The following is a 16,862-nucleotide window of genomic DNA, read 5'->3' on the forward strand; positions in this document are numbered from 1 at the left end:
ACGTCCTCTACGCCATGCTCCGTGACCGCCAGCCCTTCCAGGCCCGAGCACCCCTGCGTCTCGTGGCTTGACAACAGCATTAGGCAGCCGCCTCCCCGGCCGGGCCGCCGGTCGTCTTGAAGTAGACGGCCTCGGGGTGGTGCAGGATCAGTGCGTCGGTGGACTGCTCCGGGTGGAGCTGGAACTCCTCGGAGAGGCTGACGCCGATGCGTTCGGGGCGCAGCAGCCCGGCGATCTTGGCGCGGTCCTCCAGATCGGGGCAGGCCGGGTAGCCGAGGGAGTAGCGGCAGCCCTGGTAGTCGGTGCGGAGCATCCCGGCGAGGTCGGCCGGGTCGTGGCCGGCGATGCCGAGTTCGGTGCGGACGCGGGCGTGCCAGAACTCGGCGAGCGCCTCCGTCAACTGCACGGACAGGCCGTGGAGTTCCAGGTAGTCGCGGTAGGCGTCGGCGGCGAACAGCTCGTTCGCGGCGGCCGAGACCCTGTTGCCCATGGTGACCGTGGTGAAGGCGATCACGTCGGTCTCGCCGGACTCCTCCGGGCGGAAGAAGTCGGCGAGGCACAGGTGGCGGTCGCGGTGCTGGCGCGGGAAGGTGAAACGGGTGCGTTCGGCGCCGTTCTCGTCGAGGACGATCAGGTCGTCGCCCTTGGAGACGCAGCGGAAGTAGCCGTGGACGACGGCCGCTTCGAGGAGGTTCTCGGTGTGCAGCCGGTCCAGCCAGGCGCGCAGCCGGGGCCGGCCCTCGCTCTCCACGAGTTCCTCGTAGCTCGGCCCGTCGCCGCCGCGCGCGGACTTCAGGCCCCACTGGCCCATGAAGGTGGCGCGTTCGTCCAGCCAGGAGGCGTAGTCGGCGAGCGGGATGCCCTTGGTGACGCGTGTTCCCCAGAACGGTGGTTCGGGGACGGGGTTGTCGGTGGCCACGTCGGAGCGCGCCGGCAGCTCCGCCGGCCGTTCGGCGGGGCGTGCGCCGGCCGTCGTACGGACCCTGCGGCGCTTCAACTCGGGCAGTGCCACTCCCGGTTCGCCGCGCTTGAGGGCGGTGAGGGTGTCCATGAGGCGCAGGCCCTCGAAGGCGTCGCGGGCGTAGCGGACCTCGCCGTCGTACAGCGCGTGCAGGTCCTGTTCGACGTACGCCCGGGTGAGCGCGGCGCCGCCGAGGATGACGGGGTAGGTCTCGGCGAGGCCACGGGTGTTGAGCTCCTGGAGGTTCTCCTTCATCACCAGCGTGGACTTCACCAGCAGGCCGGACATGCCGATGGCGTCGGCACCGTGCTGCTCAGCGGCTTCGAGGATCGCGGAGACCGGCTGTTTGATGCCGAGGTTGACGACGTTGTAGCCGTTGTTGGTGAGGATGATGTCGACGAGGTTCTTGCCGATGTCGTGGACGTCGCCCTTGACGGTGGCGAGGACGAGGGTGCCCTTGCCGGCGGCGTCGGTGCGTTCCATGTGCGGTTCGAGGTGGCCGACGGCGGCCTTCATCACCTCGGCGGACTGCAGGACGAACGGCAGCTGCATCTGGCCGGAGCCGAAGAGTTCGCCGACGGTCTTCATGCCGTCCAAGAGGATGTCGTTGACGATCTCCAGGGCGGAGTGCTCGGTCAGCGCCTCGTCGAGATCGGCGGTCAGGCCCTGGCGTTCGCCGTCGACGATGCGGCGGCGCAGCCGTTCGGGAACGGGCAGCGCGGCGAGTTCGGCGGCGCGGGAGGCCTTCACCGAGCGGGTGTCGACGCCGTCGAAGAGCTCCAGATAGCGCTGGAGGGGGTCGTAGTCCTCGCGGCGCCGGTCGTGGACCAGGTCGAGCGCGCACTCCAGCTGCTCCTGCGGGATGCGGGAGATGGGCAGGATCTTGGAGGCGTGCACGATGGCCGAGTCCAGTCCGGCGGCGACGCACTCGTGCAGGAACACGGAGTTGAGGACGGTGCGGGCGGCCGGGTTCAGGCCGAAGCTGATGTTGGACAGGCCGAGCGTGGTCTGCACGGCGGGGTGGCGGCGCTTGAGTTCCCGGATGGCCTCGATGGTCTCGACGCCGTCGCGGCGGGTCTCCTCCTGGCCGGTGGCGATGGGGAAGGTGAGGCAGTCGACGAGGATGTCGCCCTCGGCCATGCCCCAGTTGCCGGTGAGGTCGGCGATGAGGCGTTCGGCGACGCGCAGTTTCCACTCGGCGGTGCGCGCCTGGCCCTCCTCGTCGATGGTGAGCGCGATGACGGCGGCGCCGTGCTCGGTGACGAGCGGCATGATTCGGGCGAACCGGGAGGTGGGGCCGTCGCCGTCCTCGTAGTTGACGGAGTTGACGACCGCGCGGCCGCCGAGCCGTTCGAGGCCGGCCCGGAGGACCGGGGGCTCGGTCGAGTCGAGGACGACGGGCAGGGTGGAGGCGGTGGCGAGGCGGCCGGCGAGTTCCCTCATGTCGGCGACGCCGTCGCGGCCCACGTAGTCGACGCACAGGTCGAGCAGATGGGCGCCGTCGCGGATCTGGTCGCGGGCGATCTCGACGCAGGTCTCCCAGTCCTCGCGGACGAGTGCCTCGCGGAACTTCTTGGAGCCGTTGGCGTTGGTGCGCTCACCGATGGCCAGGTAGGAGGTGTCCTGCCGGAAGGGGACCGAGGTGTAGAGGGAGGCGGCGGCCGGTTCGGGGCGCGGGTCGCGGCGGACGGGTTCGAGGTCGCGTACGGCGTCGGCGACCTGCCGCAGGTGCTCGGGGGTGGTGCCGCAGCAGCCGCCGACCAGGCTCAGCCCGTGCTCGATGACGAACTGGCGGTGCGCGGCGGCCAGTTCGACGGGCCCGAGCGGGTAGTGGGCGCCGTCGGAGGTGAGGACGGGCAGCCCGGCGTTGGGCATCGCGGACAGGCCCGTGCGGGCGTGCCGGGACAGGTGGCGCAGGTGCTCGTTCATCTCGGCCGGTCCGGTGGCGCAGTTGAGGCCGATCAGGTCGATGCCGAGGGGTTCGAGCGCGGTGAGGGCGGCGCCGGTCTCGGTGCCGAGCAGCATGGTGCCGGTGGTCTCGACGGTGATCTGCGCGAACAGCGGCAGGTCGGCGCCGGCCTTCCTGAGGGCGCGGCGGGCGCCGATCAGGGCGGCCTTGGTCTGGAGCAGGTCCTGCGTGGTCTCCACGAGCACCGCGTGCACGCCGCCGGCGACGAGGCCCTCGGTCTGCTCCTGGTAGGCGTCACGCAGATCGGCGTACGGGGCGTGCCCGAGCGTGGGCAGTTTGGTGCCGGGGCCGACGGAGCCGAGGACCCAGCGGGGCCGGTCGGCGGTGCTGTGGCCGTCGGCGACCTCACGGGCGATGCGGGCACCGGCCTCGGCGAGTTCGCGGATGCGGGAGGCGATGCCGTACTCGCCGAGGTTGGCCAGGTTGGCGCCGAAGGTGTTGGTCTCCACGCAGTCGACGCCCGCGGCGAAGTAGGCGTCGTGGACGTCGGCCACGAGGTCGGGGCGAGAGACGTTGAGGATCTCGTTGCAGCCCTCGTGCCCCTGGAAGTCGTCGAGGGTGGGGTCGCGGTCCTGGAGCATGGTGCCCATGGCGCCGTCGGCGACGACGACGCGGGTGGCCAGGGCGTGCCTCAGCTGCTGGGCGGTGGCCGCTCGTTGGCTGCTCACAGGGCGGCCTCCAGGAAGGGTGCGAGTGCGGTGGCGGCCTCGTGGCCGTAGCCCTCGGTGAGCCGGGCCGTCACGGTCTCCCGGTCCAGGGTGTACTCCTGGGGGCCGGGCGCTTCGAGGACGAGGGCGGCGAGGACGCAGCCGAGGCGGGCCGCGGCCGGTTCGGGCAGGCCGGCGGCGAGCGCGGCGAGGAATCCGGCGCGGAAGGCGTCGCCGACGCCGGTGGGGTCGACGGCGCGGCGGACGGGGGCGGCCGGGACGGTGACGGCGCTCCGGTCGGCCCGTTCGATGCGGACGCCGTCGGCGCCGAGGGTGGTGACCCAGGAGCCGACCCGGTCCAGGATCTGCCGCGTCGTCCAGCCGGTGCGTTCCCGGACGAGGGCGGCCTCGTAGGCGTTGGTGAACAGGCGGTCCGCGCCGTCGACGAGGCCGCGCACCTGCTCCGGGGTGAGCCGGGCGAGCTGCTGGGAGGGGTCGGCGGCGAACGGGACGCCGAGCGCCCGGCACTCCTCGGTGTGCCGGACCATCGCCTCGGGGTCGTCCGGGGAGATCAGGACGAGGTCCAGGCCGCCGGTGCGGTCGGCGACGGGGGTGAGGCTCAGGGTGCGGGCCTCGGCCATGGCGCCGGCGTAGAAGGTGGCGATCTGGTTCTGCTCCTGGTCGGTGGTGCACACGAACCGGGCGGTCTGCTCGGTGGCGGAGACGTGCACGGAGTCGGTGTCGACGCCGTGCTCCTTCAGGTGCACCTGGTAGTCGGCGAAGTCCGGTCCTACGGCGCCGACCAGCACCGGGGACAGGCCCAACTGGCCTAGGCCGTAGGAGATGTTGGCGGCAGCGCCGCCGCGCCGGACCTCCAGGGAGTCGGCGAGGAAGGACAGGGAGACGTGGGACAGTTCGCCGGGCACCAGGTGGTCGGTGAAGCGCCCGGGGAACGTCATCAGATGGTCGGTGGCGATGGAACCGGTGACGGCTATTCGCATGGGTCGGCCCCCGCTCAACCCGTCGCGGCCTGGCGGAGCTTGTCCGCCCGGTCGGTGGCCTCCCACGTGAAGTCGGCGCCCTCGCGCCCGAAGTGGCCGTACGCGGCCGTCTGCGCGTAGCGGGCCCGCAGCAGGTCCAGGTCGCGGACGATCGCGGCCGGGCGCAGGTCGAAGACGTCGGTGACGGCCTGCTGGATCCGGTCCACGGAAACGGTCTCGGTGCCGAACGTCTCGATGAACAGGCCGACCGGGGCGGCCTTGCCGATGGCGTAGGCGACCTGGGCCTCGCAGCGGCGGGCGAGTCCGGCGGCGACGACGTTCTTGGCGACCCAGCGCATCGCGTACGCGGCACTGCGGTCCACCTTGGAGGGGTCCTTGCCGGAGAAGGCGCCGCCGCCGTGGCGGGCCATGCCGCCGTAGGTGTCGACGATGATCTTGCGGCCGGTGAGGCCGGCGTCGCCCATCGGGCCGCCGATCTCGAACCGGCCGGTGGGGTTGACCAGCAGCCGGTGCCCGGTGGTGTCCAGGTCGAGGCCGGCCAGCGCGGGCTCGATGACGTGCTCGCGCAGGTCGGGCACGAGCAGCGACTCCAGGCTGATGTCGGGGGCGTGCTGGGAGGAGACGACGACGGTGTCCAGACGGACCGGGCGGTCGCCGTCGTACTCGATGGTGACCTGCGTCTTGCCGTCCGGGCGCAGATACGGCAGCGGGCCCGTCTTGCGGACCTCGGCGAGGCGGCGGGCCAGCCGGTGCGCGAGGGCGATCGGCAGGGGCATCAGCTCGGGCGTCTCGTCGCAGGCGTAGCCGAACATCAGGCCCTGGTCGCCGGCGCCCTGCCGGTCCAGTTCGTCGCCGTCGCCCTCCACCCGGGTCTCGTAGGCGGTGTCGACGCCCTGGGCGATGTCGGGCGACTGCGCGCCGATGGAGACGGAGACGCCGCAGGAGGCGCCGTCGAACCCCTTCGCGGAGGAGTCGTAGCCGATGCCGAGAATCGTCTCGCGGACCAGCGTGGGGATATCGGCGTAGGCGGTGGTGGTGACTTCGCCCGCGATATGCACCTGGCCTGTGGTGATCAGGGTTTCCACCGCGACACGGGCCGCCGGGTCCTGGCCGATCAGTGCGTCGAGAATGGTGTCGCTGATTTGGTCGGCGATTTTGTCGGGATGGCCCTCGGTCACCGACTCCGAGGTGAACAGTCGACGGGACACGTTTCCTCCAGCCGTTCCTGCAGCCGTTCCTCCAGCCGGAACGGGCCTGGGTCCGGTAATTGTTGTCGGAGAAGCGTGCGTCGGAATGCTTGGGGACGACTAAAGTAGTCCGTTCTGCAACGATGAATTCCGCTTTAGCGCGCTGCAAGGTGGGGCTGGCTGAATGGCGGGTAGAAAGGAGCTTTCCATGACCCGCTACCTCATCAGCTTCCTACCTTGGATCGCCTATGCCGCGATCGCCACGAGCGACGAGTGGCGCAGCGGCGCGGAGTGGGGACTGGGGATCGCCGCGTTCGTGATCTTCCAGGGGCGGCGGTCGGGCAAGCGCTTGGACGAGATGGTGATCGAGGTGAGTGCGCTCGTGTTCTTCGCGGGCATCACCTGGCTCTCGTACAAGCAGCCCGACTCCGGCCTCATCCCCTACGGCCCTGCCCTGGTCGACGCGTGGCTCGCGGTCACGGCGTTCGGTTCGCTGCTCATCGGGCGGCCGTTCACGCTGGGGCTGGCGCGCAAGATCGCGCCGGAGCATGTGTGGAAGACGAAGGCGTTCTTCCGCACCAACGCGACGATCACCTCGGTGTGGGGGGTGTCCTTCATCGTCGCCGCCGGCGCGCTGGCGTTGCTGATCAAGGCTGATCCGCATGCCACGACCGCGGCCATCGTGATCAAGGTGGTCACGTTCGTGGTGCCCGTTCTGTTCACGATGCGGTATCCGGCGATCGCCGCGCAGCGAGCTCGCCAGACCGCCATGCAGTGAGATGCACGCGAGTGCTGACCAGCGCCGTGACCTGGATGCCCCGGGTCGCGGCGCTCGTCGGCGTGCGGCGCCGTCTCCCAGCAGGCTCCGCCCCCTGGCCCCCCGGCCCTTCGCCCACCCACCACCCGACTCGGTGGGCCGAGAGGTGAACGACCGTGGACCGGCTCGGTGGGGTGGGGGTGGGACGTTGGGGGACGGTGAGTGCGCGGTGGGCCGGGGCCGGCTTGGGGGTGGGGCGTTGGGAAGCGCCGCTGCCCCTTTGGGCAGCGGCGCTTTTTGGCAAGGGGTCAGGGGGTGGCCCAGGCTCCTGGGAGGCGGTGGGGGGTCGGGCTCCAGCCCGCGGGGGGTGGGGTGGGGGGCTCGGGGGGTTCCGTGCCTCTGAGGATGGCCAGGAGGACGACCGTGACCGCGGCGAGCTGCTCGGGGTCGGGGTTGCCGCGGAGGACCTGGATGGCTGTGCCGTCGGCGGGGCTCATACCGGCTGGTTCCCGTGCTTGCGGGAGGGCATCGCGGCCTGTTTGGCGCGGAGCATGGCCAGCGAGCGGATGAGCACGGAGCGGGTCTCGGCGGGGTCGATGACGTCGTCGAGGAGGCCGCGCTCGGCGGCGTAGTAGGGGTGCATCAGCTCTTCCTGGTACTGCCGGATGCGGTCGGCGCGCGCCTGCTCGGGGTCGTCGGCGGCGGCGATCTCGCGGCGGAAGACGACGTTCGCCGCACCCTCGGCGCCCATCACCGCTATCTCGTTGGTCGGCCAGGCGAAGGTCAGGTCGGCGCCGATGGACTGGCTGTCCATGACGATGTACGCGCCGCCGTACGCCTTCCGGAGGATCAGGGAGATGCGGGGGACGGTCGCGTTGCAGTAGGCGTACAGCAGCTTCGCGCCGTGGCGGATGATTCCGCCGTGCTCCTGTTCGCGGCCGGGCAGGAAGCCGGGGACGTCGACGAGCGTGACCAGCGGGATGCTGAACGCGTCGCAGGACTGCACGAACCGCGCCGCCTTTTCGCTGGCGTGGATGTCGAGGACGCCCGCGAACGAGGCCGGCTGGTTGGCGACGATGCCGACGACCTGGCCGTCCAGGCGGGCCAGCGCGCAGATGATGTTGGTGGCCCAGCCCGCGTGCACCTCGAAGATCTCGCCGTCGTCGACGATCTCCTCGATGACGGGCCGCATGTCGTAGGAGCGCCCGGGATCGCCCGGCACCAGGTCGAGCAGGGCCTCGCAGCGCCGCTCCGGCAAGTCCTCGGGCCGTACGGCGGGCGGCAGTTCGCGGTTGTTCTGCGGCAGCATCGACAGCAGGTAGCGCACCTCGGCGAGGCACTCGGCCTCGTCCTCGTAGGCGAAGTGCGCGGCGCCGGACACGGTGGCGTGCACGTCGGCGCCGCCGAGCCCGTCGTGGGTGATCCGCTCGCCGGTGACGGCCTGGACGACGTCGGGGCCGGTGATGTACATCTGCGAGGTCCCGCGCACCATGAACACGTAGTCGGTGAGGGCGGGGCTGTAGGCGGCGCCGCCCGCGCACGGGCCGAGCATGACGCTGATCTGCGGGATGACCCCGGACGCGGCCACGTTGCGGCGGAAGATGCCCCCGTACCCGGCGAGCGCGGTGACGCCCTCCTGGATGCGCGCGCCCGCGCCGTCGCTGAGGGCGACCAGGGGCGCGCCCGCCGCCAGCGCCAGGTCCATCACCTTGTGGATCTTCGCGGCGTGCGCCTCGCCGAGGGAGCCGCCGAAGATCCGGAAGTCATGGGCGTAGACGAAGACCGTACGGCCCTCGACCGTGCCCCAGCCGGTGATCACGCCGTCGGTGTACGGCCGCTTGTTCTCCAGGCCGAAGCCGGTGGCGCGGTGCCGGCGCAGCGGCTCGATCTCCTGGAAGCTCTCCTTGTCGAAGAGGAGTTCGAGGCGTTCGTGGACGGTCAGCTTGCCCTTGGCCCACTGCGCCTCGGTGGCGCGCGGTCCGGGGCCCTCCCGCACGGTCTGCTTCACCAGGTCCAGCAGCGCCACCCGCGACCGGGGGTCGGGGCGCGGGGGCGGCTGGGTCATGGGGGCGAGTGAGGTGGTGTCCTCGGTCACGGTCATTGGGGCACCCATCCATGTGGCTGACGGAGATGCGGACCGTCCATTCAAAGCGCGCTTTCCCGCCAGGGGCCACAGCGGGCACCCCCTATGCTCGGTCCCGCTCCCCCTATTAAGGGTGGTGGGCGGGGTGGGATAGGGGTTGGTGTGCTCCGGTGCGGCATCTAGAACTGTCCGAACGAGGCCAGTTCGCGACAAGACGGGTGCTGCGATGACAACGGCGATGGCATTCCCTGGAATGGGACCTACCCGCTTCCGGGAACTCGGACGCTTCCTGCTTCTCGATTCCCGTGCCAAGAAGCTGCTTTCGGTCGCGGACGACGTCCTCGGCCAGTCTCTTTTCGACGCGTTCCGGCAGAGCGAGGACGCCTACGACCCGGCGGCGCAGGTCGCCTTCATGGTCGCGTGCACGGCGCTCGCCGAGCGCGCCCGCGAGGAGCTGGGCGAGCCGCTGGTGTGCACGGGTGCCAGCTTCGGTGAGAAGCCGGTGGTCGGCTTCAGCGGGGCGCTCGACTTCCCGGACACGGTGCGGATGACGGCCGGCCTGGCCCGCTGCACCGCCGAGTACTTCGCGCACGAGCACCGTGACGTGGTGACGCAGTCCTTCGTACGGGCCCCGGCCGGGCCGCTCGCCGAGCTGTTCGCGGACATGGACGCCCGGGGCGCCTGGCACGAGGTGGCCTGCCGGCTGGACGAGGGCCTGCAGATGGTGTCCGTGCACGAGGACGGCCTGGAGCGGTTCCAGAAGGAGTTGCGGGCCATCGGCGCGCTCCCCCTGTACGTGATGCGGCCGCCGATGCACTCCTCGCGGTTCACCGGGCTGCGTGAGCTGGCCGCCCGCGAGGTCCTCGACGCCCTTCCGCTGCGCGATCCCCAACTGCCCGTGCTCGCCGACCAGGACGGCGCCGAGCTGACCACGGCCGCCGGGCTGCGGCAGATGCTGCTGGACCACTTCGTGCGACCCGTCGACTGGCCCGCGACGCTGGACGCGCTGCACGCGCGCGGCGTCGAGCGCCTGGTGGTCGCCGGCCCGGACGCACTGTTCGGCCGGGTGGAGTCGGCGACCTCCCGCTTCGAGGTGGTCCCGGTGACCCCGGACCGGCCGGGGCCCCGGCAGGCGGCGGCCCGCCCCGCGTCGGCTGCGGCGGGGGTGTGAGATGACCGCCCAGATCTCCGAGACGTCGTACGCCGACCCCCGGCTCGACGGCAGCCTGCACGGCCTCTTCCTGCGCGGTCTCGCCCTCTCCGCCGACCGCGAGTGCTTCCGCGTCGACGGGAACGGCACCACCTACGCCGAGGCCCACCGGGCCGCGCTGGCGCTCGCCGGCGCCGTGGCCGACGCGTGCGGCGGGGCACCCCGCACGGTCGCCGTGCTCGGCAGCAAGAGCGGCGGGGCGTACACCGGCCTGCTGGCCGCCCTGTACCTGGGCGCACGGGCCGTACCGCTGCACCCGGACTTCCCCGCCGCCCGCAACCGGGCCGTCCTGGAGGCCTCCCGGACGGACGCCGTCATCGCGGACGAGCGGGGCGTGGCGGCGTACGAGGCGATCGGCCGGCCGGACCTCCCGCTCGTCGCGGCCCACCAGCCGCTTCGCGGTGAGCCGTTGAGCGAGCCGCGCGCGGTCCGTCCGGAGGACACCGCCTACATCCTGTTCACGTCCGGCTCGACCGGCCGGCCCAAGGGCGTGCCCACGACCCACCGAGCCGCCGACAGCTACTTCCGTACGCTGCGCGGCCGTTACGACTTCGGGCCCGGCGACGCCTTCACGCAGACCTTCGACCTGACCTTCGACTGCGCGATGTTCGACCTGTTCTGCGCATGGGGCGCGGGCGCCCGGGTGGTGCCCCTGCCGATGCGGGCGTACCGGGCGTTGCCGGAGTTCCTCGCCGAGGAGCGGATCACGGTGTGGTTCTCCACGCCGGCGGCCATCGCGCTCGCCCGGCGTTCCGGGGCGCTGGCGCCGGGCGCGCTGGACGGCCTGCGCTGGTCGCTGTTCGCGGGCGAGCCGCTGCACCGGCACGACGCCGAGGACTGGCGGGCGGCGGCCCCGCACAGCACCGTGGAGAACCTGTACGGGCCCACCGAGCTCACCATCACCGTCACCGCGCACCGCCTCTCCCCGGCCACGCCCGACGAGCGGTACCTGGGCGGTGTCGTCCCGATCGGCCCGGTGCACGCCTCCCTGGACCACGTGCTGCTCGCCCCCGACGGCTCCACCGACGGCGCCGAGGGCGAACTGTGCGTCACGGGGCCGCAGATGTTCGACGGCTATCTCGACCCGGCCGAGAACGAGGGCCGCTTCCTCGACCACGACGGGCGCCGCTGGTACCGCACGGGTGACCGGGTGCGCCGCTGGCCGGACGGCGAGATCGGCTATCTGGGCCGCGCCGACGACCAGGTGCAGGTGCAGGGCTGGCGGGTGGAGCTGTCCGAGGTCGGGCACGCCGTGCGCGCCCTGGACGGGGTGGAGGACGCCGTCGCGGTCGCCGTGCCGCGCGCCGGCAGCCACGAACTGGTCGCCTTCTACACCGGCCGCCCCACCGAGAGCCCCCTGCTGGCCCGCGAGTTGATCGCTGAGCTGCCCAGGGCGATGGTGCCGCGGCTGCTGGTCCACCTGGCCGAGTTCCCGATGAACGCCAACCGCAAGATCGACCGCTCCGCCCTCCGGTCCCGCGCGCTGACTCTCCTGGACAGCGGCCGGGCCCGGAGCTGACCGGACGCCGAGAAGCCCGGGGACGCACAACGGCCTCCGGGCGACGCCGAGTAGCCACGGACGACAAGGAGAGCCCCCGTGGACGTGAACACCAAGGACGCCCGCCTGCTGCACCACCTCCTCGACGCGCAGGCCGCCGCCCGGCCACAGGACGTCGCGGTGCGTGACGCCCGGGACTCCTGGACGTGGCAGCAGCTGGGCGCACAGACGCGGGCCGCCGCCGACTGGCTGCGCCGGGCCGGGGTGGCGCCGGGCGACCGGATCGTCGTACGCCTGCCGAACGTGCGCGAGACGACGGCGCTGCTGTACGCGGCGTCCCGGGTCGGGGCCGCGCTGGTGCCGATCAGCGCCGAGATGAAGGAGTTCCACCTGCGCGCGGTCATCGCCGACTGCGCGCCGAGGCTCGTGGTCGTCACGGACGGCGCCGGCGAGTGGGTGTCCGGCCTGACCGACGTGCCGGTGCACGAAGTAGGCGCCCTGTGGGCCGAGTTGGCGGCCGACGGGGAGGACGGCGAGGCCGGGCAGGCGTCCGACGCGCCCGCCGTGCTGATCTACACCTCCGGCTCGACGTCGACGCCGAAGGGCATCATCTGCCCACACGCGCAGATGCTGTTCGCGGCGCACTCCATCAACGAGGTCCTCGGCTACCGCGCCGACGACACCGTGTTCGTCCGGGTGCCGCTGTCCTTCGACTACGGCCTGTTCCAGGTGCTGCTGTGCGCGGTGGCGGGCGCGACGCTGGTCCTCGCCGACTCCGAGGCGGACTCCAAGCTGCACATCCTGATCCGGGAGAGCGGCGCGACCGTGCTGCCGCTGGTGCCCTCGCTCGGCGGCCCGCTCATCCGGCTCGCCCAGCGCGACCCGCGCCCGACCCGGCTGCGCATGTTCACCAGCACCGGCGCGGCGCTGGAGCAGCGGATCATCGACGGGCTGTGGAAGTGCTTCCCCGACGCCAAGGTCGTGCGGATGTACGGCATTTCGGAGTGCAAGCGGATCACGATCATGCCGCCGGACCAGGACCACGAGCGGCCCGGCTCCTCCGGCCTGCCGATCCCGGGCACGAAGGTGGCGATCCTGGACCCGGACGGCAACGAGGTGCCGGCCGGGGAGAGCGGCGAGATCACGGTGACCGGGCCGCACGTCATGGCCGGCTACTGGAACCTGCCGGAGATCACCGCGCGCACCTACCGGCCCGCCGCGGAGACCGGCGCCACCCGCCTGTTCACCGGTGACTACGGGCGCGTCGACGAGGACGGCTACCTGTACTTCGAGGGCCGCCGCGACGACATGTTCAAGCGCAAGGGGATGCGGGTGTCCACGATCGAGATCGAGGGCGCCGCGATGGACATCCCGGGCGTGCGCAACGCGGCCGCGCTGAAGCCGACCGCCGACCGCGACCTGATGATCTTCGTGGAGTCCGACGAACTGGCCCCGCAGGCGGTGCTGCGCGAGCTGGCGACCCGGCTGGAGGCCGTGAAGGTGCCCGCGCTGTGCAAGGTGCTGACGGCGTTCCCGCTGACCTCCAACGGCAAGAACGCCAAGCAGCAGTTGCAGGCGATGCTCGACGCGGAGGCCGCGAAGTGACGGCGCCGGAGCGGGGTCGGGCGGAGCCTGGCCGGGTGGAGCCGGACGGGCAGGTGCCGGACGCCCGGCAGGCGGACGGGCAGGTGCCGGACGCCCGGCAGGCGGAGCTGGACAGGGAGCTGGTGGCCCGGTACGGCTCGCCGCTGTACGTGTACGACCTGGACCGGGTGGCCCGCGCCCGCGCCGGTCTGCGCGCGTCGCTGCCCGAGGGGTTCACGCTCTACTACTCGCTGAAGGCCAACCCGCACCCCGGTCTGGTGCGGGCGCTGCGGGAGGGATCGGGCGGCTGCCGCGCCGAGGTGTGCTCCACCGGGGAGCTGGCCTCGGCGCTGGAGGCCGGACACCCGGCCGGGTCGGTCCTCTACTCCGGGCCGGGCAAGACGGCCGGGGAGCTGGCCGTGGCACTCGCCGAGGGGGTGCGGACGTTCTCCGTGGAGTCGGCGGGCGACCTGCGCCGGCTCGGCGAGGTCGCCGTACGGCACGGGGCGGTGGCGAAGGTACTGCTGCGCGTCAACAGCGCGGTCGCCGCCGCGACCACCAGCATCCGGATGACGGGCACCCCCTCCCAGTTCGGCATCGACTCCGAGAGTCTCCCCGCCCTGCTGCCCGCCCTGCTCGACGTGCCCGGCACCGAAGTGGTGGGCGCGCACTTCTTCCCGCTGTCCAACTCCAAGGACGAGGACAGCCTGATCGCCGAGTTCACGGCGACGATCGAGCAGGCGGCCCGGCTGGAGGGCGAACTCGGGCTGCCGCTGGCGATGCTGGACATCGGCGGCGGCTTCGCGGCGCCGTACTCGGTGCCGGGCGAGCGGCCCGTGTACCCGAATCTGCGGGCCGCCCTGGAGAAGGCCCTGGACACCCGGCTGCCCCGCTGGCGCGAGGGCGGCCTGGAGATCGCCTGCGAGTCGGGCCGGCACCTGGTCGGTGACAGCGGGCGGCTGCTGACGTCCGTGACCAACGTCAAGGAGAGCCGGGGCCGTACGTTCGCGATCCTCGACGCGGGCATCAACACGCTCGGCGGCATGGCCGGTCTCGGCCGGCTGCTGCCGCTGTCGGTGGACCCGGCCTGCCACCGCACGGGCGAACCGGTGCCGGTGAGCCTGGCCGGCCCGCTGTGCACGCCGGGCGACCTGCTGTCCCGCTCGGTGCGGATGCCGCCGCCCGAGCCGGGCGACGTGCTCGCCGTGCCCAACGTCGGCGCCTACGGCCCCACCGCGAGCCTGCTGCTGTTCCTGGGCCGGCCGGCCCCGGCGGAAGTGCTGCTCCGCGACGGCGAGGTGGTCTCGGCCTCCCGCCTCGCCGTGTCCCGCACCCCCGTCGTCTAGCGCGGCCAGTCACACAGCACAGCGGTCGCCCGGCACAGCAGTCGCATCGCATCACCCGCCCGTCGCACAACCCAGCCAGTCGCATCACCCAGCCTGGAGTCCAGTGACCATGACCGAGTCCGCCGCTCAGCCCGACCACGACACAACCGCACCGTCCCTGTCGGCCGCCGTGCTCGCCGGGCTGCCCGGGTCCGCCCGGGAGCGGCGGCTGCTCCGGCTCGTCGTCGAGCAGGCCGGGGCCGCGCTGCGCAAGGCGGGCCGGGAACCGGACGGGGACCTCGACCCGGGGCGCCCGTTCCGGCAGTCGGGACTCGACTCGCTGGCCATCGTCGACCTGCAGCGGCGGCTGTCCGCCGCGACCGGAGTCGACCTGCCGGTGTCGATCGCCTTCGACCACCCCACCCCGCGCGCCCTCGCCGCACAGCTGATGCGCGAGCTGCTGGGCGAGTCACAGGCCGACACCCCCGAGGAGCCCGGGCACGGCGTTCTCGACCCGGGCGAGCCGATCGCGATCGTCGGCATGGCCTGCCGCTACCCGGGCGGCATCGCCTCCCCCGGCGAGCTGTGGGACCTGGTCGCGGCGGGCGCCGACGCGATCGGCCCACTGCCCGAGGACCGCGGCTGGGACGTGGCCGGCCTGTACGACCCCGACCCGGACGCGCCCGGCAAGACGTACGCGCGCGAGGGCGGTTTCCTGTACGGCGCCGCCGACTTCGACGCGGACTTCTTCGGGATCAGCCCGCGCGAGGCCGCCGCCATGGAGCCGCAGCAACGCCTCGCGCTGGAGACGTCGTGGGAGGCGCTGGAGCACGCGGGTGTGGACCCGGTGGCGCTGCGCGGCACCAGCACCGGCGTGTTCGTGGGCGCCGAGCCCCAGGAGTACGGACCGCGCCTGCACCAGGCCCCCGAGGGCTTCGAGGGCCACCTGCTGACCGGTGCCGCGACCAGCGTCATCTCCGGTCGCGTCGCCTACACGCTGGGCCTTGAGGGTCCGACCCTGACCGTGGACACGGCGTGCTCGGCGTCCCTGGTCGCCCTGCACCTGGCGGCGAACGCGCTGCGCTCCGGCGAGTGCTCGCTGGCCCTCGCGGGCGGGGTCGCCGTGATGTCCAGTCCCGGCACCTTCACCGCGTTCAGCCGCCAGCGCGGCCTGGCCCCGGACGGCCGATGCAAGCCGTTCGCGGAGGCCGCCGACGGCACCGGCTGGGCGGAGGGCGCCGGCTTGCTCGTACTGGAGCGGCTGTCGGACGCGCGGAGGAACGGGCACCGCGTCCTCGCCGTGGTCCGGGGCTCGGCCGTCAACCAGGACGGCGCCAGCAACGGCCTGACCGCCCCCAACGGCACCGCGCAGCGCCGCCTCATCCAGCGCGCCCTGGCCTCCGCGGGCCTCACCGCCGCCGACGTCGACGCCGTCGAGGCGCACGGCACCGGCACCCGCCTCGGCGACCCCATCGAGGCGGGCGCGCTGCTGGCGACCTACGGCCGGGACCGCGACCCGGAGGCGCCCCTGTGGCTGGGCTCCGTCAAGTCCAACCTGGGGCACGCACAGGCCGCCGCGGGGGTCGCCGGGGTCATCAAGATGGTGCAGGCGCTGCGCCACGAACTGCTGCCGCGCACCCTGCACGTGGACGAGCCGTCGACCCGGATCGACTGGTCGGCGGGCGCGGTGGAGCTGCTGGCCGAGGCCCGGCCGTGGCCGGCCGGTGAGCGGGTGCGCCGCGCGGGCGTGTCGTCGTTCGGGATCAGCGGCACCAACGCGCACGTGATCGTGGAGGAGGCCCCGGACGAGGAGCGGGTGGAGAAGCCGGCCGACGGGGTGGCCGCCGAGCCCCCGGTCGTGCCGTGGCTGGTGTCCGGCACCACCGAGGAGGCGCTGCGCGCCCAGGCCGGGCGGCTCGCCGAGCACCTGCGGGCCCGGCCGGACCTGACCGCCGGGTCCGTGGCTGCGGCACTCGCGGGCCGTACGGCGTTCCCGCACCGGGCGGCCGTGGTCGGCGCCGACCGGGACGCGCTGCTCGCCGGGGTGGAGGCCGTCGCCCGGGGCGAGGCCCCGCTGAGCGGCGAGCCGGCCGGCGGTTTGCTGGCGTTCCTGTTCACCGGGCAGGGCAGCCAGCGCCTCGGCATGGGCCGCGGCCTGTATGTGACGTACCCGGTGTTCGCGCGCGCCCTGGACGAGGTGTGCGAGGCGCTCGACGTCTACCTCGATCGCCCGCTGCGGGACGTGATGTTCGGCGAGGACGGCCTGTACGGCGAGGCCGGCACCGAACTCGACGCCACCCACTACACGCAGCCGGCGCTGTTCGCCCTGGAAGTCGCCCTGTTCCGGCTGCTGGAGTTCTGGGGTGTGCGGCCGGATGTGCTGGCCGGGCACTCCATCGGTGAGCTGGCTGCCGCGCATGTGGCGGGGCTGTGGTCGCTGGAGGACGCGGCGCTGATCGTGTCGGCACGCGGCCGGCTGATGCAGCAGCTCCCGGCAGGCGGGGCGATGGCTGCCGTGCAGGCGACCGAGGACGAGGTACGGGCCGTGTTGCCGGACGGCACGGGCATCGCGGCTGTGAACGGACCGATGTCGATCGTCGTGTCCGGCCCGGAAACAGGTGTGAACACGGTTGTCAGCCA

At 72.8% G+C, this 16,862-nt stretch carries 11 protein-coding genes; 6 read left to right on the forward strand and 5 right to left on the reverse strand.

Annotated elements, in window-relative coordinates:
* Nucleotides 1-79: 79 nt before the first annotated feature.
* From metH to metK, 3 genes are read right to left on the reverse strand one after another with little or no spacing between them, the layout of a single operon-like run.
* A complete protein-coding gene (metH, locus tag ABZ854_RS35830; protein ID WP_361219875.1) occupies nucleotides 80-3,598 on the reverse strand; it encodes a methionine synthase in 3,519 nt (1,172 codons plus the stop codon).
* Nucleotides 3,595-4,578, reverse strand: coding sequence for a carbohydrate kinase family protein (locus ABZ854_RS35835; protein ID WP_361219877.1), 984 nt, complete (start codon nucleotides 4,576-4,578; stop codon nucleotides 3,595-3,597). Before ABZ854_RS35835 ends, metH begins: the two co-directional genes overlap by 4 nt.
* Nucleotides 4,579-4,592: 14 nt before the next feature.
* Nucleotides 4,593-5,786: a methionine adenosyltransferase gene (metK, locus tag ABZ854_RS35840; protein ID WP_361219878.1), complete on the reverse strand. Its 1,194-nt coding sequence runs from the start codon at nucleotides 5,784-5,786 to the stop codon at nucleotides 4,593-4,595.
* A gap of 187 nt (nucleotides 5,787-5,973) precedes the next feature.
* Here metK and ABZ854_RS35845 point away from each other — a divergent pair, with 187 nt between their 5' ends.
* On the forward strand, nucleotides 5,974-6,543 hold the full coding sequence (locus tag ABZ854_RS35845; protein ID WP_361219881.1) for a hypothetical protein: 570 nt from the start codon (nucleotides 5,974-5,976) through the stop codon (nucleotides 6,541-6,543).
* Nucleotides 6,544-6,830: 287 nt separating this feature from the next.
* Here the strand turns inward: ABZ854_RS35845 and ABZ854_RS35850 are convergent, their stop codons facing one another.
* Both ABZ854_RS35850 and ABZ854_RS35855 read right to left on the reverse strand, forming a co-directional pair.
* On the reverse strand, nucleotides 6,831-7,019 hold the full coding sequence (locus ABZ854_RS35850; protein WP_361219883.1) for an acyl-CoA carboxylase subunit epsilon: 189 nt from the start codon (nucleotides 7,017-7,019) through the stop codon (nucleotides 6,831-6,833).
* Complete coding sequence (locus ABZ854_RS35855; protein WP_361219886.1) at nucleotides 7,016-8,623, reverse strand: acyl-CoA carboxylase subunit beta; 1,608 nt, start codon at nucleotides 8,621-8,623, stop codon at nucleotides 7,016-7,018. The genes ABZ854_RS35850 and ABZ854_RS35855 overlap by 4 nt, the downstream gene beginning before the upstream one ends.
* Before the next feature lie 235 nt (nucleotides 8,624-8,858).
* Here ABZ854_RS35855 and ABZ854_RS35860 point away from each other — a divergent pair, with 235 nt between their 5' ends.
* From ABZ854_RS35860 to ABZ854_RS35880, 5 genes are all read left to right on the forward strand, one after another.
* The gene (locus ABZ854_RS35860) at nucleotides 8,859-9,776 is read left to right on the forward strand and encodes an ACP S-malonyltransferase (RefSeq protein ID WP_361219889.1); all 918 of its coding nucleotides are present in this window, start codon (nucleotides 8,859-8,861) and stop codon (nucleotides 9,774-9,776) included.
* Nucleotide 9,777: 1 nt separating this feature from the next.
* The gene (locus ABZ854_RS35865; protein WP_361219892.1) at nucleotides 9,778-11,334 is read left to right on the forward strand and encodes an AMP-binding protein; all 1,557 of its coding nucleotides are present in this window, start codon (nucleotides 9,778-9,780) and stop codon (nucleotides 11,332-11,334) included.
* A 78-nt stretch (nucleotides 11,335-11,412) separates the two neighbouring features.
* Nucleotides 11,413-12,918 (forward strand): AMP-binding protein, encoded by a 1,506-nt coding sequence (locus tag ABZ854_RS35870; protein WP_361219895.1) that lies wholly within the window; start codon nucleotides 11,413-11,415, stop codon nucleotides 12,916-12,918.
* Nucleotides 12,919-13,025: 107 nt separating this feature from the next.
* Nucleotides 13,026-14,243: a type III PLP-dependent enzyme gene (locus ABZ854_RS35875; protein ID WP_361219901.1), complete on the forward strand. Its 1,218-nt coding sequence runs from the start codon at nucleotides 13,026-13,028 to the stop codon at nucleotides 14,241-14,243.
* 109 nt (nucleotides 14,244-14,352) lie between these two features.
* A partial coding sequence (locus ABZ854_RS35880) for a beta-ketoacyl synthase N-terminal-like domain-containing protein (RefSeq protein ID WP_361219898.1) occupies nucleotides 14,353-16,862 on the forward strand: 2,510 nt, incomplete at its 3' end.

It is taken from the genome of Streptomyces sp. NPDC047028, from assembly GCF_040644095.1.
Taxonomy (GTDB): domain Bacteria; phylum Actinomycetota; class Actinomycetes; order Streptomycetales; family Streptomycetaceae; genus Streptomyces.

Excerpts from the sequence above, each read along its gene's own strand:
- ABZ854_RS35855 (WP_361219886.1), bottom strand. The coding sequence starts at position 8,623 with ATGACCGTGACCGAGGACACCACCTCACTCGCCCCCATGACCCAGCCG.
- ABZ854_RS35845 (WP_361219881.1), top strand. The coding sequence starts at position 5,974 with ATGACCCGCTACCTCATCAGCTTCCTACCTTGGATCGCCTATGCCGCG.
- ABZ854_RS35835 (WP_361219877.1), bottom strand. The coding sequence starts at position 4,578 with ATGCGAATAGCCGTCACCGGTTCCATCGCCACCGACCATCTGATGACG.
- ABZ854_RS35860 (WP_361219889.1), top strand. The coding sequence starts at position 8,859 with ATGGGACCTACCCGCTTCCGGGAACTCGGACGCTTCCTGCTTCTCGAT.
- ABZ854_RS35865 (WP_361219892.1), top strand. The coding sequence starts at position 9,778 with ATGACCGCCCAGATCTCCGAGACGTCGTACGCCGACCCCCGGCTCGAC.
- ABZ854_RS35850 (WP_361219883.1), bottom strand. The coding sequence starts at position 7,019 with ATGAGCCCCGCCGACGGCACAGCCATCCAGGTCCTCCGCGGCAACCCC.